We start from the raw sequence: 20738 nt of genomic DNA on the forward strand, positions 1-20738 counted from the left end.
CGCCGAACAGTTTCTCGCGCAGCGTCGGCGCGGGATCGTAGTCTTCCTTGTAGACGCCGCGGTTCTGCAGCTCGGGCACGACCCAGTCGACGAAATCCTCGAACGACTCGGGCATCACGGTGCGCGTCAGGTTGAAACCGTCGATGCCCGTCTCGTCGATCCACGACTGCAGTTCGTCCGCGACCTGCGACGGCGAGCCGACGATCGGCGCATACCGGCCGCCGAGCGACATCTGTTCGAGCATCCGCCGCACGGTCCACGTGCCGGTCGTGCTCTTGCGCGAGATCGCGTCGACGGCCGACTGGATCGAGTCGGTCTTCACATACGAGATCGGTTCGTCGAGGCCGTACTTCGCGAAGTCGATGCCGGTCGAACTCGCGAAATGCGCGAGGCCCGCTTCGGGGCTCGCATAGCGCCGGTATTCGTCGAATTTCTCGCGCGCGAGCAATTCGGTCTCGGCCGTCACGACGCTCACGCCGGCAAAGATCCTGATCGACGCCGGATCGCGCCCCTGCCGCGCGGCAGCCGCACGGATGTCGAGCGCCGCCGCACGCGCGGCGGCCTTGCTCTGCCCGTTCACGAACACGCATTCGGCGTGACGGCCCGCGAACTCGACGCCGCGCGCGGACGAACCGGCCTGGTACAGCACCGGCGTGCGCTGCAGCGACGGCTCGCTCAGGTGGATCGCATCGATCGAATAGAACGGCCCGTCGTGCTTCACGCGCCGCACCTTGCCCGGCTGCGCGAACACGCGCGCCTGCGCATCGCGGATCACCGCGTCGTCGTCCCAGCTCTGCTCCCACAGCTTGTAGACGACGTCCATGTAGTCGTCCGCGCGCTCGTAGCGGTCGTCGTGGCCGATCTGCTGCGCGAGGCCCATCCCGCGTGCGGCGCTGTCGAGATAACCGGTGACGATGTTCCAGCCCACGCGCCCTTTCGTCAGGTGATCGAGCGTCGACATGCGACGCGCGAACAGGTAAGGCGGCTCGTAGGTCAGGTTCGCGGTCACGCCGAAGCCGAGATGCCGCGTGACCTGCGCCATCGCGGGCACCAGCAGCAGCGGATCGTTGACGGGCACCTGCACCGATTCGCGCAGCGCGGCATCGGGGCCGCCGCCGAACACGTCGTACACGCCGACGATGTCCGCGAGGAAGATCCCGTCGAACTTGCCGCGTTCGAGCGTTTTCGCGAGGTCGGCCCAGTAGTCGAGATCGGTGTAGTGTGCGGAGCGGTCGCGCGGATGCGTCCACAGCCCATGGTTGATGTGCCCGACGCAGTTCATGTTGAACGCGTTGAGCAGGATCTTCTTGCGGTTCGCCGTCGTCATGCCTGCCTCCGTCACCACGCGATCGCGTACAGCGAGCCGAACGCGTTGTCGAGCGCACGGCGCACGGCCGGCGACTGCTGGTAGATCGCGATGAACTTGCGGATGCGCGGGTCGTTCACGCTGTCCGGCCGCACGACCCACTGGATCGCGAAGATCTTGTTCTCGGTGCCGTCGAACAGCAGCGCGCTGTTCGGGTCGGTCGTGCCGGCGAGCTTGATGAAGCTCGGGTAGCCCTGCGCGAGATCGACGTCGTCGAGCGAACGCGCGAGTTGCGATGCCTCGAGCGGGATGATCTTCAGGTGCTTCGGATTCGACACGATGTCGTGCGTCGTCGCGCGGTAGTCGGCGCCCGGCTTCAGCTTGATGAGCCCCGCGCGCTGCAGCAGCAGCAACCCGCGCCCGCCGTTCACCGGATCGTTAGCGATCGCGACCTTCGCGCCGTCCTTCAGCTCGCTGAAGCTTTTTACCTTCTTCGAATAGAGGCCGATCTTCATGATCGTGCCGGGCGCGATCGACACGAAGTTGTAGCCGCCCTGCTTGTTCGCGTTCTCGAGGAACGGGATGTGCTGGAAGTAGTTGACGTCGATGTCCTTGTTCGCGAGCGCCGCGTTCGGCGTATTCCAGTCGGTGAATTCGACGATCCTCACGTCGAGCCCCTGCGCCTTCGCCTCCTTGGCGGCCACCTTCAGCGCCTCGATCTGCGGGCTTGTCGAAATGCCGACCTTCAGCGGCGCGGTGTCGGCCCGTGCACCATTGAGCAGTGCGACGCCGAGCAGGGCGGCGGCCAGCAGGCGCGCGACGCGGCCGGCGGAAAGACGGGCGGAAAAAACGGCATGCAGCATGGGAACCACTCTCCTGTCCAAAGACGGTATCGACGGATGAGCGACGCCGCGGCGAACGCACGGGCGTTCTCCGGACAAGGGTCAAGCACGTCGGAAAAGGATCAGCCGATGATAGAGAGCGGAGCGAGGACGGTCTACGAAGCGATTGTGCGAAGAAAATCGCGCGCGGCGATATGGCCGGCGGCCACGCAGGATCGGCGGCCCGACCGGGCGCCCGGCCGAAATCTCGGCCTGGACGCCGGGCGAATTCCGAAATCTCGGCCAGCCGGCCGTGCCGCCATTTCCGCAGACGAAATAAATCCCTTATGAATCAATGCATTAAAAATATTCCGGCAGGCCGCATTGCTGGCATGGGGGTTGCGTAATAGACGGCACACGATGCCGCGAAGCGATGCAGGCATTCCAACATCAGGAGACACGTCTTGCAGACCTCTATCCATACCCCGTCCCATCCGGAGCCGGTTTCCAACGCCGTCGCCGCCCCGCGCGAGCGCTTCTGGCCGGAAGGCTGGTGGAAGTTGATGGAAATCCGCATCGGCATCATCCCGCTGCCCGTCTATTTCATCCTGCTTGCGCTGATCGTCGGCTTCTCGGTCACCGGCAAGGTGCCCGGCGAGATCTCGATGGCGATCGCGGTGCTCGCGTTCTTCGGCTTCACCTGCGCGGAACTGGGCAAGCGCCTGCCGCTCCTGCGCAACATCGGCGCGGCCGCGATCTTCGCGACCTTCGTGCCGTCGGCGCTCACGTACTACCACGTGCTGCCGAAGCCGGTGCTGAACCTGACGGTCGAGTTCACGAAGTCGACCAACTTCCTGTACCTGTTCATCGCGTCGATCATCGTCGGCAGCATCCTGAGCATGGACCGGCGCGTGCTGATCCAGGGCTTCGTGAAGATCTTCATCCCGCTCGCGGCCGGCTCGGTCGCGGCCGCGATCGTCGGCACGGCGGTGGGTACCGCGCTCGGCCTCGGCGCGCGCCACACGCTGCTGTACATCGTCGTGCCGATCATGGCGGGCGGCGTCGGCGAAGGCGCGATTCCGCTGTCGATCGGCTATTCGGAACTGATGCACCTGCCGCAAGGCGAGATGTTCGCGATGGTGCTGCCGCCGGTGATGCTCGGCAGCCTGACCGCGATCATCCTGTCGGGCGCGCTCGACATGCTCGGCAAGCGCTTCCCGCACCTGACCGGCAACGGCCGCCTGCAGGTCGGCGAATCGGGCGACATGACGCCCGAGAACGAGGAAATCCGCGGCCACGTCGACGTCTCGCACATCGCGGGCGCCGGCATCACGGCGATCACGCTGTACCTGGTCGGCCTGATGGCGCACAAGCTGTTCGGCCTGCCCGCGCCGGTCGCGATGCTGTTCCTCGCGGTGCTCGTGAAGCTCGCGCGCGCGGTGTCGCCGCCGCTGCAGGAAGGCGCGTTCGTCGTCTACAAGTTCTTCTCGACCGCCGTCACGTACCCGCTGCTGTTCGCGATCGGCGTCGCGATGACGCCGTGGGACAAGCTGACCGCCGCGTTCACGATCGTCAACGTGGTCACGATCGTGTCGACCGTCGCGACGCTGATGGGCACCGGTTTCGTGGTCGGCCGCCTGATGAAGATGTACCCTATCGACACCGCAATCGTGAACGCCTGCCACAGCGGGCAAGGCGGCACCGGCGACGTCGCGATCCTCACTGCCGCGAACCGGATGCAGCTGATGCCGTTCGCGCAGATCGCGACCCGCATCGGCGGCGCGATCGTCGTCACGGTCACGCTGATCCTGATCGCACATTTCGGATGACGCGCCGCCGCGCGCTCCGTCGCGCAGGCCGCTTCGCACGCGCCGCCGCCGGCCTTGCCGGCGCGCGGCGCGCGTCGTTCGGGGCGTCGCTCCGGGCGGCCGGTTGCGGGCTTCGATGAGGGCGAACGTGCAGAAAAGCTTCAAGGGAATCTCGTGGTGGGGCTGGGCATCGGCCGGCGTGCTGTACGTGTGCGTGGCGGCCGCGGCCGTCGATTTCGCGTGGGAACGCGCGATCGACGCGCTCGAGGAAACCGGCGCGCACCGGCTCGACCTCTATGCGTCGAGCCTGAAGAGCGAACTCGGCCGCTTCGAGATCCTGCCCGGCCTGGTCGCGCGGCAGGACCGCGTGCGCGCGATGCTGAAAGCCGTGCCGCACGAAGCGCCCGAGCTCGTGCACACGGTGAACACCTACCTCGAAGCCGTGAACCGCGACGCGGGCAGCGGCGCGGTCGACGTGATCGACCTGCAGGGCGACGTGATCGCCGCCAGCAACTGGAACGAGACGCTCAGCTTCGTCGGCACCAACGTGTCGTACCGGCCGTATTTCAAGGACGCGCTCGCGCGCGGCAGCGGCCGCTTCTTCGGCATCGGCACCAACACCGGCGTGCCGGGCGTCTACTTCGCGAGCGCGGTGCGCGACGACGGCGTGCCGATCGGCGTCGCCGCCGTGAAGATCAGCGTCGATCCGCTCGAATCGGCGTGGCGCGCGCCGGGCGTCGCCGCGATGGTCGTCGACGGCAACGGCGTGGTCGTGATTTCGACCGAACCCGCGTGGAAATTCACCGCACTGCGCCCGATCACCGCGCAGCAGCAGCGCGACATCCAGGCGTCGCGACAGTACGCGGGCCGCACCGTCGACGCGCTGCCGTACCGCCGCATCGGCGACCGCAGCGCGGCCGCATGGTTCGGCACCTTCCCCGATCCGCGCCACGCCGGCCGCACCACACGCTATCTCGTGATGTCGCGCCCCGCGCCGCAGGCCGGCGATTCGCTGATGGTGCTGCTCGACATCGCGGGCGCGCGGCGCCAGCAGCAGACGGCCTTCGTGTTCGTCACCGGCGCGTTCCTGATCGCCGCGCTGCTGGCCGGTTACGCGATCCAGCGCCGCCGCGCGATCGTCGCGCGGCTGAACGCGCAGGACGCGCTGCGGCGCGCGAACGACCGGCTCGAGCTGACCGTCGCGCAGCGCACGGCCGCGCTGACGGCCGCGAACGAACGGATGCAGCGCGAGATCGTCGAGCGCGAGCGCACCGAGCAGCGGCTGCGCGCGTCGCAGCAGGAAGTCGTGCACGCGGGCAAGCTCGCGGTGCTCGGGCAGATGGCCGCCGGCCTCACGCACGAGCTGAACCAGCCGCTCGTCGCGATCCGCACGCTGTGCGACAACGCGCGCACGTTCTTCGAGCGCGGCCAGCCGGCGCCGGCGCTCGCCAATCTCGAACGGATCGGCAAGCTCGTCGACAGCATGGCCGTGCTCACCGGCGAGCTGAAGACCTTCGCGCGCAAGCCCGACGTCGAGCGCGTCGCGGTCTCGCTGAACGAGGCCGTCGCGCATGCGCGGCTCATCTACGATGCACGGATCCGCGACGAAGGCGTGCAACTCGACGTGCGCATCGCGCCCGGCACCGCCGTGTCCGCCGAATCGAGCCAGTTGCAGCAGGTGATCGTGAACCTGCTCGGCAACGCGCTCGACGCGGTGCGCGACGCGCCCGTGCGCCGCATCGTCATCGAGGCCACCGGGCCGGATGAAGCGGGCCGCGTGCGCTTCACGGTCGCCGACAGCGGCGCGGGCATCGCGCCCGAGGTGCTGCCGCACCTGTTCGAGCCGTTCGTCACGACCAAGCCGCGCGGCCAGGGCCTCGGGCTCGGCCTCGCGATCACGTCGCGTATCGTCGAGGCGTTCGGCGCGAAGATCGCCGCGACGAACCGCGACGAAGGCGGCGCGCAGTTCAGTATCGAATTCGCGGCGGCAACGCTGCAAAGGACAGAGCATGGAAGATGAGATTCGGGTGCTGGTCGTCGAGGACGATGAAAACGTCCGGATCGGCGTCGAGCAGGCGGTGGCGCTTGCCGGCTTCGCGGTCGAGGCCTTCGCGTCGGCCGCCGACGCGCTTCATCACGTCGCGCCCGGCGCGCCGGTCGTGATCGTGTCGGACGTGCGGATGCCGGGCATCGACGGGCTGCAGCTGCTCGATCGCGTGATGGCCATCGACGCGCAGATCCCGGTCGTGCTGATCAGCGGCCACGCCGATATCTCGACGGCCGTCGGCGCGATGCAGGTCGGCGCGTACGACTTCATCGAGAAACCGTTCTCGTCGGACGTGATCGCGGGGCGCGTCGCACGCGCGGTCGAGAAGCGGCGCCTGACGCTCGAGGTGCAGGGCCTGCGCGCGGCGCTGAACAACTGGCAGGGCATCGAGGCGTTCGTGCTCGGCAAGTCGCCCGCGATGGCCGACGTGCGCAAGAAGATCCTGCGTCTCGCCGATACGTCGGTGTCGGTGCTGATCACCGGCGAAACGGGCACCGGCAAGGAACTGATCGCGCGCAGCCTGCACGACTTCGGCGGCCGGCGCGACGCGCATTTCGTCGCGCTGAACTGCGGCGGCCTGCCCGAGCAGGTGTTCGAAAGCGAACTGTTCGGCCACGAGGCCGGCGCGTTCACGGGTGCGATCAAGAAGCGCATCGGCAAGATCGAATGGGCGGACGGCGGCACGCTGTTCCTCGACGAGATCGAGACGATGCCGGTTCCGCTGCAGGTCAAGATGCTGCGCGTGCTGCAGGAGCGCGTGGTCGAGCGGCTCGGCGCGAACGAGCTGATTCCGGTGGACTGCCGCGTGGTCGCCGCGTCGAAGGCGGATCTTGCCGAACTGGCGGCCGACGGCCGCTTCCGCGCCGACCTTTTGTATCGCCTCAACGTCGCGCAGATCGAACTGCCGCCGCTGCGCGAGCGGCGCGAAGACGTGCCGCTGCTGTTCGAGCATTTCGTGCTCGCGGCCGCACGGCGCTTCGGGCAGCCGGCACCGGTCGTCACGGCTGCGCAGGTGTCCGAACTGATGACGCACGCGTGGCCCGGCAACGTGCGCGAACTGCAGAACGTGGCCGACCGCTTCGTGCTCGGGCTGACCGGCGACAGCCTGCTGTCGTCCGGCGGCACCCCGACCGCGGGCGGCACGCTCGCGGAGCAGCTCGCGTACTTCGAGCGGATGCTGATCGAGGACATGCTGCAGCGTCACAACGGCAACGTCGCGGAGGCCAGCGAAGCGCTCGGCATGCCGAAGAAGACGCTCTATCACAAGCTGCGCAACCTGCGGATTCCCGCGCGCGGCGACGCAGCGGCCGATGGCGGCGAATGACGCGAACGAGGACACGCAGAGCATGGATCGCATCGAAGTCACCGAACAGGGCCGCGTCGCCGGCCACCTGATCCGCGGCGTCACGCGCGCGCAGAAAACCTTCCGCCCGAGCGACTGGCCCGAGCGCCTCGCGGGCGTCATCACGCTGTTCGTCGGCGAGCGGCGGCCCGGCTATCCGTGCGCGCTGTCGCGGCTCGCGATGCCGGTGGTCGACGGTAACGTCAAATGCCTGTTCGTGTCGGATGAATTGCGCACCGTCTGCACGGACGCCTTCGATTTCGCGATGCAGTTCGCGACCGACAACGACCTCCCCGTCGAGCTTCAGACGGTGCCCGCGCTGGCGGTGCGCTGAAACGCGGGCCGTTTTCGCGGCGCGCGCCCCTCCCGTTTCCCCGTTTCCCCGGTTGCGATGCACAGGTGCGCAGGCCGTCGCACGCGCCTTTCCGGGCCTGTCCGGCTTCACTGTCAATCGTTAGACGATTGAAAGCATCGACACCCATCCCCTTCCGACAAGGGTTTCCAGCCGAGCCATCAAAAAAATTGATCGCGACGATGAAAATTATGCGTTTTCCTTGCAGGTCGCCGTGATGCATAGTTGCGTCGTGTTGACGCACCTTTGAGTCTTTCAGTCATGAACATGCGAATCGAGCCGTCCGTGCTCGCGAACCCCGACCTGCAATTTGCGACGCTTTCGTCAGGCATCAGCCTGCCGTATGTCGAGCGGGGCAGCGGTGCGCCGATGGTGTTCGTGCACGGCTCGCTGTGCGACTACCGCTACTGGGATCCGCAGCTCGCTGCGCTGTCGGCCCACTACCGCTGCATCGCGCCGAGCCTCAGCCATTACTGGCCGGCCGTCGAAGCGGGCATCCAGGACGAGTTCAGCTGGCAGAACCACGTCGACGAGCTCGCCGAGTTCATCGACGCGCTCGATCTCGGCCCCGTGCATCTGGTCGGCCACTCGCGCGGCGGCAGCGTCGCGTTCAACGTCGCACGCCAGCATCCGCACCTCGTCGAATCGCTGACGCTCGCCGATCCGGGCGGCCCGCTGCAACAGCCGGGCGTGCGCGAAGCCGCGCTGCCGGCCGCCGCGATCGCACTGCGCACGAAGGCCGTGAGCCTGATCGGCCAAGGCGACGTCGAAGCGGGCCTCGAGATGTTCGTCGATTCCGTGAGCCTGCCCGGCGCGTGGAAGAAAAGCACGTCGCGTTTCCGCACGATGGCGATCGACAACGCAAGCACGCTGCCGAAGCAGTTGCGCGACCCGCTGCCGGCGTACTCGCAGCACACGGCCGGCGACATCGCGTGCCGCACGCTGCTGATCGACGGCCAGCGCAGCCCGAAGATGTTCCGCCACAACGTCGATACGCTGACGCAGTGGATCGGCAATGCGCAACGGCAGACCGTCGCCGGCGCATCGCACGGGATGAACGCCGCGAGCCCCGCCGTGTTCAACCGCTACGTGCACGAGTTCGTCGCCGCGTAAGTTCTGTCGGGCGGCTATCGGCAGGTCACCCCGACCGACGTCCCGCCCTGTGCGATAGCCGGGCCGTTGCCGTCGGCATCGCTGCCGGCGCCCGTTTCAATCCACGAGTCGCCCGGCTGATACGTACTGCCATCGAAGCGCCAGTACGTCACCCGACGCTCGCCCATGCCGATGGCCGCTGCATGCGCACGCGCCGCCGCGCCACCGTTCACCAGACGACCGGCTCCGCCTTGCGCGTGACCGCATCCGGCAGTCCGAACACGCCGTCGAACGCCCAGTTGTACGCGAACGTGAAGATCGGGAAGAACACGATCAGCACCGCGTCGTACAGGAACGCCTGCAGCAGCGACACGTCGAGCCACCACGCGATCAGCGGAATCAGGAACGTCACGAGCGCGACCTGGAACCCGATCGCATGCAGCACGCGGCGGCCGACCGTGCGCGTCGTCGCCGCGCTGCGGCGCTCCCACGCCTCGAACGCGAGGTTGTACAGGAAATTGACGGTGACGCCCGTCGTCGAGATCATCACCCCCAGCAGCCCGCTCGCCGCCACGCTGGCGCCGCTCAGCATGCCGAGCACCGACGATGCGACCAGGATGCCGAGCACCTCGAACATCACGACGTAGACTATGCGTCTCTTCCACCCTTGCATGACCATCCACCTTCATCTCGAACAAGGTGGCGAGACTATCAGCGGGCCCCCGCTCGCCAAAGTCAGGTCCTTTCAATTTTTCTGACAGGAGGCGGTGCATGCTGACCAGCGACCACATCGACATGCTGCTGACCGTCGTCGACCAGGGCTCGTTCTCGGCAGCCGCGCGCGCGCTCGGCCGCACGCCGTCGGCGATCAGCATGGCGATCGCGAACCTCGAGGCCGAACTCGACCTCGTGCTGTTCGACCGCGGCACGCGCGACCCGACGCCGACCGCCGCGATGGCCGCGCTGCTGTCCGACGCGCGCTCGATCGCCGAGCGGCTGCACGCGCTGCGCGCGCATGCGCAGCATTTGTCGGAAGGCGTCGAAGATACGTTGCGGCTCGGGCTCGCGGCCGAAATCGACGGCGCGCCGGTTGCCCGTGCACTGACGGCCGTGGCCGCGAAATATCCGGCGCTCGCGATCAGCATCGTCACGGCGCCGCAGGACGTGACCGTCGACGCGCTGCATCGCGGCGCCATCGATCTCTGTGTCGCGTACGGCGGGCTCGATCTTCATCCGCAGGAACAGATCCACGCGCTGTGGACCGAGACGCTCGTCGCGGTCGCCGCGCCGAGCCATCCGGCGATCGCCGAATGCGCGCAACCCGGGGCGATCGAGCGGCTGTCGGGCTTCCGCCAGATCGTGATCGCCGATCCCGAACGGCCGCTCACCGACGTGCGGCCGCTGATCGGCAACCGCACGTGGAAGGTGACCGACATGGCCACCGCGATCGCGCTGGTGAAGGCCGGGCATGGCTGGGCGAACCTGCCGGAATCGATCATCGACCGGTATGTGGCCGACGGCGAACTCGCGCCGCTCGTGTTCGCGAACATCCGCAACGGGCTGCCGCTGCCCGTGTACCTGCGCCGGCCGAAACACACGAGGCTCGGCAAGGCGGCGAGCGAGCTGGTGCGGGCACTGCGGGTGACGGCGGACGAACGTTAAGGAGCTTCGTACGTGACGGCGGTGGCCGGACGCAGCTGCACCGTCGGCAGGTGCCGGGTGTGCATCGAACGATGCGCTTGTGCGCGCCGGCGACGACCCACGACAGTCCGTCGACATTCTTCGAAGCGGACATTCGTAGTGCGGTCCAGCCGGGACGTCTCAGTCCGGCGGAAGCACCAATGCCCCACAACCGGTATCTGCAACGAATGTCGCAAGCAATCTTGCCGGGCGCGTCGGATCGGGATTCTCGGCGAACAGGTGAAGCGCGCGCGGCGGCTCGAACCACGTTTGTCCACTCGCATAGTCGACAGGCGCGCCACCCTCCAGCTGAGAGCGGATGGTCCCCTCCAGCACGACCGCCACGACCGAACCCGGATGACGATGTGCGGGCGTAAATCCGAGTGGCGGAAAGTCGACGATGGCGGTCGTCACCGACTTGCCCGGGACGTTAGGCAGCGGTTCGCACGACAGAACCTTGACGGTGGAAGGAGGCCGGTTCATGGCGCCGGCATTCGGCGATGCAGCAGATAGCAGCCGATCGCCGCCGCCGCCGCAGATGTCCGTCAGCCAGTCGACGGCAGAACGCGGCGCTGCGGGGCCGAGCGTCAGCACGGCCGCCGCCAGCGCGGCAAGCATCGCGGGCCTGCCGGCCACGCGAGGCGGGTGCGCCACAAGCAACCATGCACGGGCGTTCATACGCGCGTTGCCGATCGCATGTCCGGCGACCAACCCAGCTCACGCTTCGCCTTGGCGCTGCTGACCTCAGCGTCGTCCTGCGCGATGTTGAATACGCCTGCCGTGCCTCGTTGAAGCGCAAGCAACGCTCCATACGCGGCGGCATCGACATGCAGCGGGCTCGAACCCGTCGGCGAATCGGCACCGGTGCCTGGCCCGTAAATCTGTCCGTACCTGAGTACCGTGCCAACCAGCGGCGCCGTTGTCAGCACGTGCCGCTCCAGCGCTGCAACGCCGCGTACGCTTGTCCTGCGCATGCCTTGCGCATCGAGGTCGAGCGGGCAGTTTTCGTCATAGGGCGTCACGCCTGGCCGATACGCCCACGCAATGCTCTGCGCAATCATCCGCTTGCAGCCGGCAGAAATGGCTGCAGCAACCAGGTTCTGCGTTCCCTCGTCGCGAATGCGAGCGTTCGCCGCCACCGCCTGCGCCATGAGGGCGGGGTCAAGTGCAGCGGGCAGGTCGGTCAATTGATGAATCACGCTGTCCGGCGCGATGCGAGCCAGCGCGTCGCGGAGCGCGGCCGCATCGAATACATCGACGACAACCGGTGCGACCCCGGCGTCTTCAAGCTTTTTCACCCGGTCGGCGCGCCGGGTGCTACCGAACACCGTATAGCCTGCGGCGACCAGCAACGGTACGAGCGCGGTGCCAATGGCGCCGCTCGCTCCGGCCACAAAAACCCTGTGTGTCATTTCTTTCTCCTCTCTGCGATGGCGAGCGCTTGCAACGGTATGGCGCTCTTGCGACGAGGAACAGGGTAAGGCTGTTAATGGTCGTGAAAAAGGTCCATTATTGCGATATTGATTGAGCCAATTCGGGAGGGGTTGACGATGCGCCGAGCCGAGCAGATCGAACTTGCACTGGCGCCGCGACCGCCCGGTACGTCGCTGCAACGCTGGCTGTATGACGAATTGCGCTCGGCGATCCTGGCGGGCCGATTACCGCCCGGCGCACGCCTGCCTTCGTCACGCGATCTCGCGGCACGATTTGCGTTGTCACGCGGCACGGTACTGAGCGTGTTCTCGCAGCTCGATGCCGAAGGATATTTGACGGCAGCCACAGGGCGAGGCAGTTTCGTCGCGCCCGAACTGCCGGACCGACGTATCGACAGCAACGATCGAGTATCGGTCAAAAAGCAGGACGGGCGATCGAGCGCACAGGAGCGGGATGGTGCCGCGCTCGCGCATCGCATCGCACTGTCGAGCCGGGGCAGGCTGCTTGCGCAAACCCCGTTCCAGGTGACCGGCCGTGGAAGTCCGGCTCGGGCGTTTCGTGCCAGTCAACCCGATCTCGATGCGTTTCCGTTTGAACTGTGGGCGCGACTGGCGGCAAAGCGCGTGCGCCGCACGCGCCGCGACCTGCTCGGCGACGGTGACGCGCAAGGTTATCGGCCGCTGCGCGACGCGATCGCCGCGTATGTGGGAATGTCGCGCGGTATTACGTGCACGGCGGATCACGTCGTGGTTCTCGGCAGCGTCCAGCAGGCGATCGATCTGGGCGCGCGTCTGCTCCTCGATCCGGGCGACACCGCATGGATCGAAGATCCGGGCTACCCCGGCGCGCGCATCGTGCTCGAAGCCGCGGGCGCCCGGGTTGTCGGCGTGCCTGTCGATGCAGGCGGCGTCGACGTGGACTGGGCGCGGCGGCACGTCCCTGACGCTCGCCTCGCCTATGTCACGGCTGGGCGGCAAGCGCCGCTGGGGCCGCCGCTCGCGCTGGAGAGGCGGTTATCGCTGCTCGAATGGGCACGGGATCGCGGCGCCGTCATCATCGAAGACGACTACGACAGCGAATTTCGCTTCGAGGGCCATCCGCTGGCCGCGATGAAGAGTCTCGACCACGATGGACATGTGATCTACTGCGGCACGTTCAGCAAATTGATGTTTCCGGCGCTGCGTATCGCGTATGCGATCTTGCCGGACCGGTTGGTCGATCCGTTCGTGGCCGCGTTTTCGTTGACGGCTCGGCATGTGCCGCTCGACCCGCAGTCGGTGCTGCATGAATTCATCGCGGACGGTCATTTTGGCCGGCACATCCGGCGCATGCGCATGATCTACGGCGAGCGTGCCGAAGCACTGAAGATGGCTGCCGCCCGGCATCTGTCCGGACTGCTGGAGGTGCCGCAACTCGTCGCGGGACTCGATGCGGCGGCTTTCTTGCCGGCCGGCGTCGACGACGCCGACGTAGCACGCCGTCTGGCGCGCGAGGGCATCGAGACACGGCCGCTCTCGCTCTACGCGATCGACCGTCCGGCGCCGGCAGGGTTGGTATTGGGTTTTGCATCTGTCGGCAGCGACACCATCCAGTCGGGGGTGATCGCTGTTGCGCGTGTGCTGACGCATTGACTGTTCGGAACCCTCATCATCTCCAGGATTGGCATGCGCGTACCTGGTTGACGAAATGGCCGGTCGCCGACGTTCCTCTACGACCATTGACGATGAACCATGGAACAACCCCGGCATGCGGGCCTGAGCCTGCGTGCCGGGGTTGTTCGCTTCACGGCCGGCGAGCGACGAACCACTCGCCGTTCGCGCTCATCGCGCGGCGACTTCCGCCTTGACGGACGCCGCATCGCCGACCGCCGTCGGCGCGGCACCCCATCCGCCGCCGAGCGCGCGGATCAGGTTGACGGTCGACACGGCCTGCGCACCGGTGAGCTGGTTCGCCTGCAGTTGCGACTGCAGCACCGAGCGCTCGCTGTCGATGACGTCGAGATAGGCGACTTCCCCTTCCTGATACTGCGTGCGCGACAACGTCGCCGCGCGACGCGACGCATTGACGGCCGCATCCTGCGCGCGGATCTGGTCGTCGAGCAGGCGCAGGTCGGCGAGATTGTCCTCGACCTCGCGGAACGCGACGAGCACCTGCTGCCGGTAGTTCGCGACCTGCTCGTCGTACTGCGCGCGCGCCTGCTGCACGCCTGCCGCACGGCGTCCGCCGTCGAACAGCGGCAGCGTCAGCGCGGTGCCCGCGAACGGCCCGAGCAGGAACGTGCGGCTCGACCACAGGAACAGGTTGCCGAGCGTCGACGCCTCATAGCCGAACGCCCCCGTGATGTCGAGCTTCGGGAAATACGCCGACTTCGCGAGGCCGATCCGCGCGTTCGCCGCCGCCATCGCGCGCTCGGCCGCCGACACGTCCGGACGGCGTTCGAGCAGCGCGGACGGCAGGCCCGGCGGCACCTTCACCGCGACCGGCACGATCGGCGTTTCCTTGAACGCGAAGTCCGCGGGCGCCTTGCCGAGCAGGATCGCGAGCGCATGCTCGGATGCCGCGCGCCGGCGCGCGACGCCGACCGCATCGGCCTGCGCGCTGGCCAGCTCGTTCTTCGCGCGCGACACGTCGAGCTCGCTGATGTCGCCTTCATTGAAGCGGCGCTGCACGAGCTTCAGTGCCTGCTCGCGCAACTCCACCGTGCGGCGGTACAGGTCCTGGTCGGAGTCGAGCTGGCGCAGTTCGAAATAGTTCTGCGCGACGTCCGCCTGCAGCGCGAGCTGCACCGAACGGAACAGCGCTTCGCTCTGCGCCTGGTCGGCACGCGACGCCTCGACGTTGCGGCCGACACGGCCGAACAGGTCGGCTTCGTAGGACACCGTACCCTGCGCGCGCCACAGCGTCGCGTTGGTCGGGCCCGTGCCCTGCGGCTGGAACTGCGACGCCGACGACAGCCCTTCGCGCGTCGGCCCGAACCCGGCGCCGACCTGCGGGAACCATTGCGAGCGCGCGGAACGCGTCGCCGCGCGCGCTTCCTCGACCCGCGCGGCCGCGGCCTTCAGGTTCTGGTTCGCGGCGAGCGCCTGCGTCTCGAGCGAATCGAGCACCGGATCGCCGAACACCTTCCACCATTCGCCGCGATGCTCGCCGTCCGCCGGCTCGGCCGTCTTCCATGTGCCGGCCTGCTCGCCGGCGGCGAGCGTCGGCGCTTCCTTGAACGCGGCGGGCACCGCCGCGTCCGGGCGCTTGTAGTCGGGGCCCACCGCGCACGCGGCGAGCAGCGTCGCGAGCAGGGTGCTCGCGGCCGCCACCTTCGCGAAGCGCATCAGGCCGTTCGTGTTGTGCATGTTGTCCATCTTTTTATCCTCAAGCATCCGAAGCCGGTACGCCCTGGGCCGGCACGCCGTAGCCGGCCGAGTCCTTGCCGGCGACGTGGATCTTGCCGCCTGCCAGCGTACGCAACACGACGTAGAACACCGGCGTCAGCATCAGCCCGAACAGCGTCACGCCGAGCATCCCGAAGAACACCGCGACACCCATCGCATGGCGCATTTCCGAACCGGCCCCCGTCGACGTGACGAGCGGCACGACGCCCATGATGAACGCGATCGACGTCATCAGAATCGGGCGCAGCCGCAGCCGGCTCGCCTCGATCGCGGCCTCGAGCGGTGTCCTGCCGTCGTGTTCGAGCTCGCGTGCGAATTCGACGATCAGGATCGCGTTCTTCGCCGACAGCCCCACCAGCACCATCAAGCCGATCTGCGTGAAGATGTTGTTGTCGCCCTGCGTGAGCCACACGCCCGTCAGCGCCGACAGAATGCTCATCGGCACGATCAGGATCACCGCGAGCGGCAGCGTCAGGCTTTCATACAGCGCGGCGAGCACGAGGAACACGAGCAGCACGCTGATCGGGAACACGTACATCGCCGAATCGCCGGCAAGGATCTGCTGGTACGTGAGGTCGGTCCACTCGAACCGCACGCCGCGCGGCAGCGTTTCATGCGCGATGCGCTCGATCGCCGCCTGCGCCTGACCCGACGAGAAGCCCGGCGCCGGGCCGCCGTTGATGTCGGCCGCCGTGTAGCCGTTGTAGCGCACGACCATTTCCGGGCCGAACGTCGGCGTCACCGTGACGAGCGACGACAGCGGCACCATCTCGCCCTTGTCGTTGCGCGTCTTCAACTGCAGGATGTCGTCCGCACGCTGGCGGAACGGCGCATCGGCCTGCACGCGCACCTGGTACACGCGCCCGAAGCGGTTGAAGTCGTTCACGTACAGCGAGCCGAGATACACCTGCATCGTGTTGAACACGTCGGTCACCGGCACGCCGAGCTGCTTCGCCTTCACGCGGTCGAGATCGACGTTGAGCTGCGGCACGTTGATCTGGTAGCTCGTGAACAACGGGCCGAGTTCCGGCGCCTGCTGCGCGCGCTTGATGAAGTCGTTGGTCGCATCCGCAAGCCGCGCATAGCCGACCGCGCCGCGATCCTCGATCTGCATCTTGAACCCGCCGAGCGTGCCGAGGCCGAGCACCGGCGGCGGCGGGAACACCGCGACGAACGAGTCCTTCATCGCGCTGTACTGCTGGTTCAGCGCACCCGCGATCGCGCCCGCCGACAGCGCCTTGCCATGCCGTTCCGAGAACGGCTTCAGCGTGACGAACACGATGCCCGCGCTCGAGCTGTTCGTGAAGCCGTTCACCGACAGCCCCGGGAACGCGACCGCGCTCTCGACGCCCGGCTGCTTCAGCGCGATCGAGCCCATGTCGCGGATCACCTTCTCGGTGCGGTCGAGCGACGCCCCGTTCGGCAGCTGTGCGAACGCGATCAGGTATTCCTTGTCCTGCGCGGGCACGAAGCCGCCCGGCACGACCTTCGACACCAGCACGGTCGCACCCACCAGCACGAGATACACGCCGAGCATCAGCGTCTTGCGCGACAGCACGCCGCGCACGCCGCGGCCGTAGTTCTCCGCGCCGCGATGGAACACCTTGTTGAAGCCGCGGAAGAAGCCACCGAGCACGCGATTCATCACGCGCGTGAGCCAGTCTTCCTTGTCGCCATGCCCCTTCAGCAGGATCGCGGACAGCGCCGGCGACAGCGTCAGCGAGTTGAACGCCGAGATCACCGTCGAGATCGCGATGGTCATCGCGAACTGCTTGTAGAACTGGCCGGTCAGGCCCGACATGAACGCGAGCGGCACGAACACGGCGACGAGCGTCAGCGCGATCGCGATGATCGGCCCGCTCACTTCCTGCATCGCCTTGTAGGTCGCCTGCCGCGCGTTCATCCCGCTTTCGATGTTGCGCTCGACGTTCTCGACCACCACGATCGCATCGTCGACCACGATCCCGATCGCGAGCACCATCCCGAACAATGACAGCGCATTGATCGAATACCCGAATGCGAGCAGCAGCGAGAACGTGCCGATGATCGACACCGGCACCGCGATCAGCGGAATCAGCGACGCGCGCCAGGTCTGCAGGAACACGATCACGACGATCACGACCAGCGCGATCGCTTCGAGCAGCGTATGCACGACGGCCTTGATCGACGAACGCACGAACTGCGTCGGGTCATAGACGATCTTGTAGTCGACGCCCGCCGGCATGTCCTGCTTCAGCTCGGCCATCGTCTTGCGCACTTCGTCCGAGATCTGCAGCGAGTTCGCGCCCGGCGACTGGTTGATCGCCATCGCGACGGCCGGCTTGTTGTCGAGCAGCGAACGCAGCCCGTATTCGGATGCGTCGAGCTCGATCCGCGCGATGTCGCGCAGGTGCGTGACGCCACCGTCCGGCGTGGTCTTCACGACGATGTCGCCGAACTCGTCTTCCGTCTGCAGACGGCCGCGCGCGTTCACCGACAACTGCAGCGGCGTGCCGGGCAGCGACGGCGACGCGCCGATCACGCCGGCCGCGACCTGTACGTTCTGCTCGCGGATCGCCTGCACGACGTCCTCGGCCGACAGCCCGCGCTGCGCGACCTTCTGCGGATCGAGCCATACGCGCATCGCGTAGTCGCCCGAACCCCACAGCTGCACCTGGCCGACGCCCTGGATCCGCGACAGGCGATCCTTCACGTTGATCAGCGCGTAGTTGCGCAGGTAGGTCATGTCGTAGCGGTTGTCCGGCGAGATCAGGTGGACCACCATCGTCAGTGTCGGCGAGCTCTTCACTGTCGTGATGCCGAGCCGCTGCACGTCTTCCGGCAGGCGCGGCAGCGCCTGGTTCACGCGGTTCTGCACGAGCTGCGTGGCCTTGTCCGGATCGGTGCCGAGCTTGAACGTGACGGTGATCGTCATGTTGCCGTCGCTGTTCGCCTGCGACTGCATGTAGAGCATGTCCTCGACGCCGTTGATCTGTTCTTCAAGCGGCGACGCGACCGTCTCGGCGATCACTTTCGGGTTCGCGCCCGGATACTGCGCCTTCACGATCACGGAAGGCGGCACGACTTCCGGATATTCCGAGATCGGCAGCAGGAACATCGCGATCACCCCGCCGAGCAGGATGATCACCGATAGGACTCCTGCGAAGATCGGCCGGTCGATAAAGAATTTTGAAATGTTCATGTGTGGCTCTGTCTGGTTGAACGCGGATGCGAAGCGGCGGGCCGCTTACGAATCCGCCTTCGCCGGGGCGGCCGGCTTCGCGTTGTCCGCCAGCGGCGCGGACGGCGCGTCACCGCCCGTCATCGGGACCATGTGCGGCTTCACCTGTTCGCCGGGGCGCACGCGCTGCGTGCCGTTCACGACCACGCGATCGCCTGCCGCGAGGCCGCTCACGATCACGCGCCGGTTGCCGTGCTGCAGCCCCTGCTGCACTTCCCGGTACGACACGCGGCCCTGCTGGTCGACGACGAACACGAACTTCTTGTCCTGGTCGGTGTTGATCGCCGCGTCGTCGACGAGCAGCGCCTCGTGCGGCGCGCTGCCGCCCACCTTCACGCGTGCGTACAGGCCCGGGACGAGCGCACCGTCCGCATTGTCGAAGCGCGCACGCACGCGGATCGTGCCCGACGACGTGTCGAGCCGGTTGTCGACCGAGTCGATCTCGCCGCTGCGCGAGTAGCCGGTTTCGTTCGCGAGGCCGAGCTCGACCGGCACCTTGCGGCCGTTACGCGCGCCGTTGATGTATTGCAGGTAGGTCTGTTCGTCTGCGTCGAACGATGCGTAGATCGGCGACACCGACACCAGCGTGGTGAGCGGCGCGGCCGACGCACCGGCCGACACGACGTTGCCGAGCGTGATTTCCGCACGCGATACGCGGCCCGACACCGGCGCGGTGATCCGCGTATAGCCGAGGTTGATGCGCGCCGTTTCGAGCGCGGCTTCGGCGGCCTTCAGGTTCGCGGCCGCTTCGCGCGCCGCGTTCTGCTTCTCGTCGTAATCGCGCTTCGCGATCGCGTTGTCGCCGATCAGCCGCTGTGCGCGCTGCCAGTCGGTCTGCGCGTAACCGTTGCGCGCTTGCGCGGCCGCGAGCTGCGCGGCCGCGCGATCGGTTTCGGCCTGGTACGGGCGCGGGTCGATCACGAACAGCACATCGCCCTTCTTCACGAGCGCGCCGTCCTTGAAGTTCACCGCGACGATCGTGCCCGACACCTGCGGGCGCACGTCGACTTTCTCGACCGCTTCGAGACGGCCCGAATAACTCTGCCAGTCGGTGACGGTCTGCGGTACGACGGTCGCGACGTCGACTTCGGGCAGCGGTGCAGCCGCTTTCTCGGGCGCGTTCGCGTTCACGCGCATTGCGCCGAACGTTCCGAGGCCGACGACGGCAAGCGTCACGATCGCCGCTGTCGCGATTCGGGAACGGGAGGTGCGTAGGATGGCCATGTGGATCTCCAGGTAAGCGTGGATTGGTTCTGGTTATTCGGAACGGTTGGGCTGGCGCGCCTGGAAGCGGCACTGGAAGAAGCGCACGGCTTCCTCGAAGGCGGCTTCGTGCGTCGCGAGCGCGGCGTGCGTGATGTCCGGATAGCGGATCACCTGCGTGAGCACGCCCGACGAGATCAGGCAGCCCGCATATTTCTCCGCCTCGACGTGCAGCACGTCGTTCTGCGCGGTGACGACGAGCGTCGGCGGCAGCCCCGCGAGGCGCACCGATTCGAGCGGTGCCGCATACGGGTGCATGCGTTGCGCGGCCTGCGGCAGATACGCGCGATAACAGGCCGCGCATTCGCGCGCGGTGATGTCGGACGCGAGGCGCTCGGCGTCGCCGATGCGCGTCATGCTCGGGTCGAGCATCGGCCCGAACAGCGCCTGCGCGGCGATCGACACTTCGCCGCGATCGCGCGCGATGAACGCGAGGCAGTTCGCGAGCTGGCCGCCCGCGTCGTGACCCGCGACACCGATCTTCTTCGGGTTGCCGCCGAACGCGCGGGCGCGCGTCGCGGCCCACACGGCGGCGCGATACGCATCCTCCGGCGCGGCCGGAAAGGGAAAGGCCGGCGCGAGCGAATAGTCGACCGACACTACGAGAGCTGGTAAGCGTTCTGCTAAAAAGCGCGCGGCGAAATCGGCGTCTTCGAGCGAACCGCGCACGAAGCCGCCGCCGTGGAAATAAAGCACCACTGGCAACCCGGTCTTGTCCGGGCGCCGGTACAGGCGCAGCACGATGTCCTGCGCGTAGCCGGGAATTTCCACTTCGGCGACCGTCAGCGCCGCGCCCGCCGTGGCTTGGGCGGGCAACGCGGCCTTCAGGAATTTGCTGAATTCAGAAGCGTCCATGACGATGCAGCATCCATTTCGAGATGGAACGAATTCTGGGTCCGGCAGACATTGGGATAAATGCCTATAATCCGGCAACACAATTCAACGCCCCCGAACAATCCGAGGCTGCGTTTACCCACGAGGTAGCGC

The 20738-nt window shown here is 67.2% G+C and carries 16 protein-coding genes; 7 read left to right on the forward strand and 9 right to left on the reverse strand.

All coding sequences use genetic code 11. The features are described from left to right. Together L810_RS00605 and L810_RS00610 are read right to left on the reverse strand one after the other, a co-directional pair. Positions 1-1327: LLM class flavin-dependent oxidoreductase (locus L810_RS00605; protein ID WP_042972710.1), on the reverse strand; the 1327-nt coding region annotated here is incomplete at its 3' end. An 11-nt stretch (positions 1328-1338) separates the two neighbouring features. Continuing rightward, the gene (locus L810_RS00610) at positions 1339-2169 is read right to left on the reverse strand and encodes a MetQ/NlpA family ABC transporter substrate-binding protein (RefSeq protein WP_021156388.1); all 831 of its coding nucleotides are present in this window, start codon (positions 2167-2169) and stop codon (positions 1339-1341) included. A gap of 422 nt (positions 2170-2591) precedes the next feature. Between L810_RS00610 and L810_RS00615 the strand changes: the two genes are divergently transcribed. The 5 genes from L810_RS00615 (at position 2592) to L810_RS00635 (ending at position 8789) form a co-directional block, all read left to right on the forward strand. After that, positions 2592-3956 (forward strand): 2-hydroxycarboxylate transporter family protein, encoded by a 1365-nt coding sequence (locus L810_RS00615; protein ID WP_021156390.1) that lies wholly within the window; start codon positions 2592-2594, stop codon positions 3954-3956. Between the two features lie 115 nt (positions 3957-4071). After that, positions 4072-5955: a sensor histidine kinase gene (locus L810_RS00620; protein ID WP_042972711.1), complete on the forward strand. Its 1884-nt coding sequence runs from the start codon at positions 4072-4074 to the stop codon at positions 5953-5955. Next, positions 5945-7306 carry a sigma-54-dependent transcriptional regulator gene (locus L810_RS00625; protein WP_021156393.1) on the forward strand — a complete coding sequence of 454 codons (1362 nt, stop codon included), beginning with the start codon at positions 5945-5947 and terminating at the stop codon, positions 7304-7306. The genes L810_RS00620 and L810_RS00625 overlap by 11 nt, the downstream gene beginning before the upstream one ends. Positions 7307-7328: 22 nt before the next feature. Next, positions 7329-7658: a DUF3579 domain-containing protein gene (locus tag L810_RS00630; RefSeq protein ID WP_042972728.1), complete on the forward strand. Its 330-nt coding sequence runs from the start codon at positions 7329-7331 to the stop codon at positions 7656-7658. Between the two features lie 279 nt (positions 7659-7937). Beyond that, positions 7938-8789, forward strand: coding sequence for an alpha/beta fold hydrolase (locus tag L810_RS00635; RefSeq protein WP_042972712.1), 852 nt, complete (start codon positions 7938-7940; stop codon positions 8787-8789). 208 nt (positions 8790-8997) lie between these two features. On the opposite strand, the gene L810_RS00645 is transcribed toward L810_RS00635, so the two are convergent. After that, complete coding sequence (locus tag L810_RS00645; protein ID WP_042972729.1) at positions 8998-9441, reverse strand: PACE efflux transporter; 444 nt, start codon at positions 9439-9441, stop codon at positions 8998-9000. 98 nt (positions 9442-9539) lie between these two features. Between L810_RS00645 and L810_RS00650 the strand changes: the two genes are divergently transcribed. Beyond that, on the forward strand, positions 9540-10430 hold the full coding sequence (locus L810_RS00650; RefSeq protein ID WP_021156398.1) for a LysR family transcriptional regulator: 891 nt from the start codon (positions 9540-9542) through the stop codon (positions 10428-10430). A gap of 159 nt (positions 10431-10589) precedes the next feature. On the opposite strand, the gene L810_RS00655 is transcribed toward L810_RS00650, so the two are convergent. Both L810_RS00655 and L810_RS00660 read right to left on the reverse strand, forming a co-directional pair. Next, the gene (locus tag L810_RS00655) at positions 10590-11126 is read right to left on the reverse strand and encodes a cupin domain-containing protein (RefSeq protein ID WP_042972713.1); all 537 of its coding nucleotides are present in this window, start codon (positions 11124-11126) and stop codon (positions 10590-10592) included. After that, positions 11123-11860: an NAD-dependent epimerase/dehydratase family protein gene (locus L810_RS00660; protein ID WP_021156400.1), complete on the reverse strand. Its 738-nt coding sequence runs from the start codon at positions 11858-11860 to the stop codon at positions 11123-11125. The genes L810_RS00655 and L810_RS00660 overlap by 4 nt, the downstream gene beginning before the upstream one ends. A 138-nt stretch (positions 11861-11998) precedes the next feature. Here L810_RS00660 and pdxR point away from each other — a divergent pair, with 138 nt between their 5' ends. Beyond that, a complete protein-coding gene (pdxR, locus tag L810_RS00665; RefSeq protein WP_021156401.1) occupies positions 11999-13513 on the forward strand; it encodes a MocR-like pyridoxine biosynthesis transcription factor PdxR in 1515 nt (504 codons plus the stop codon). 189 nt (positions 13514-13702) lie between these two features. Here the strand turns inward: pdxR and opcM are convergent, their stop codons facing one another. Genes opcM through L810_RS00685 form a run of 4 tightly spaced genes read right to left on the reverse strand, consistent with a single transcriptional unit; the run spans position 13703 to position 20606 of the window. After that, on the reverse strand, positions 13703-15238 hold the full coding sequence (gene opcM / locus L810_RS00670; RefSeq protein WP_021156402.1) for a multidrug efflux transporter outer membrane subunit OpcM: 1536 nt from the start codon (positions 15236-15238) through the stop codon (positions 13703-13705). A 10-nt stretch (positions 15239-15248) separates the two neighbouring features. Further along, positions 15249-18449, reverse strand: coding sequence for a multidrug efflux RND transporter permease subunit CeoB (ceoB, locus tag L810_RS00675; protein ID WP_021156403.1), 3201 nt, complete (start codon positions 18447-18449; stop codon positions 15249-15251). Between the two features lie 45 nt (positions 18450-18494). Next, positions 18495-19712 (reverse strand): multidrug efflux RND transporter periplasmic adaptor subunit CeoA, encoded by a 1218-nt coding sequence (gene ceoA / locus L810_RS00680; protein WP_027790469.1) that lies wholly within the window; start codon positions 19710-19712, stop codon positions 18495-18497. A 33-nt stretch (positions 19713-19745) separates the two neighbouring features. Next, a complete protein-coding gene (locus tag L810_RS00685) occupies positions 19746-20606 on the reverse strand; it encodes an alpha/beta hydrolase (RefSeq protein ID WP_021156405.1) in 861 nt (286 codons plus the stop codon). Positions 20607-20738 lie beyond the last annotated feature (132 nt).

This window comes from Burkholderia sp. AU4i, assembly GCF_000466765.1.
GTDB lineage: Bacteria > Pseudomonadota > Gammaproteobacteria > Burkholderiales > Burkholderiaceae > Burkholderia > Burkholderia cepacia.

What these genes read in the sequence shown, in the direction of transcription:
- ceoB (WP_021156403.1), bottom strand. Translation starts at nt 18,449, where the DNA reads ATGAACATTTCAAAATTCTTTATCGACCGGCCGATCTTCGCAGGAGTC.
- ceoA (WP_027790469.1), bottom strand. Translation starts at nt 19,712, where the DNA reads ATGGCCATCCTACGCACCTCCCGTTCCCGAATCGCGACAGCGGCGATC.
- L810_RS00685 (WP_021156405.1), bottom strand. Translation starts at nt 20,606, where the DNA reads ATGGACGCTTCTGAATTCAGCAAATTCCTGAAGGCCGCGTTGCCCGCC.
- L810_RS00635 (WP_042972712.1), top strand. Translation starts at nt 7,938, where the DNA reads ATGAACATGCGAATCGAGCCGTCCGTGCTCGCGAACCCCGACCTGCAA.
- L810_RS00645 (WP_042972729.1), bottom strand. Translation starts at nt 9,441, where the DNA reads ATGCAAGGGTGGAAGAGACGCATAGTCTACGTCGTGATGTTCGAGGTG.
- L810_RS00620 (WP_042972711.1), top strand. Translation starts at nt 4,072, where the DNA reads ATGAGGGCGAACGTGCAGAAAAGCTTCAAGGGAATCTCGTGGTGGGGC.
- L810_RS00610 (WP_021156388.1), bottom strand. Translation starts at nt 2,169, where the DNA reads ATGCTGCATGCCGTTTTTTCCGCCCGTCTTTCCGCCGGCCGCGTCGCG.
- L810_RS00655 (WP_042972713.1), bottom strand. Translation starts at nt 11,126, where the DNA reads ATGAACGCCCGTGCATGGTTGCTTGTGGCGCACCCGCCTCGCGTGGCC.
- L810_RS00630 (WP_042972728.1), top strand. Translation starts at nt 7,329, where the DNA reads ATGGATCGCATCGAAGTCACCGAACAGGGCCGCGTCGCCGGCCACCTG.
- L810_RS00625 (WP_021156393.1), top strand. Translation starts at nt 5,945, where the DNA reads ATGGAAGATGAGATTCGGGTGCTGGTCGTCGAGGACGATGAAAACGTC.
- opcM (WP_021156402.1), bottom strand. Translation starts at nt 15,238, where the DNA reads ATGGACAACATGCACAACACGAACGGCCTGATGCGCTTCGCGAAGGTG.
- L810_RS00650 (WP_021156398.1), top strand. Translation starts at nt 9,540, where the DNA reads ATGCTGACCAGCGACCACATCGACATGCTGCTGACCGTCGTCGACCAG.
- L810_RS00660 (WP_021156400.1), bottom strand. Translation starts at nt 11,860, where the DNA reads ATGACACACAGGGTTTTTGTGGCCGGAGCGAGCGGCGCCATTGGCACC.
- pdxR (WP_021156401.1), top strand. Translation starts at nt 11,999, where the DNA reads ATGCGCCGAGCCGAGCAGATCGAACTTGCACTGGCGCCGCGACCGCCC.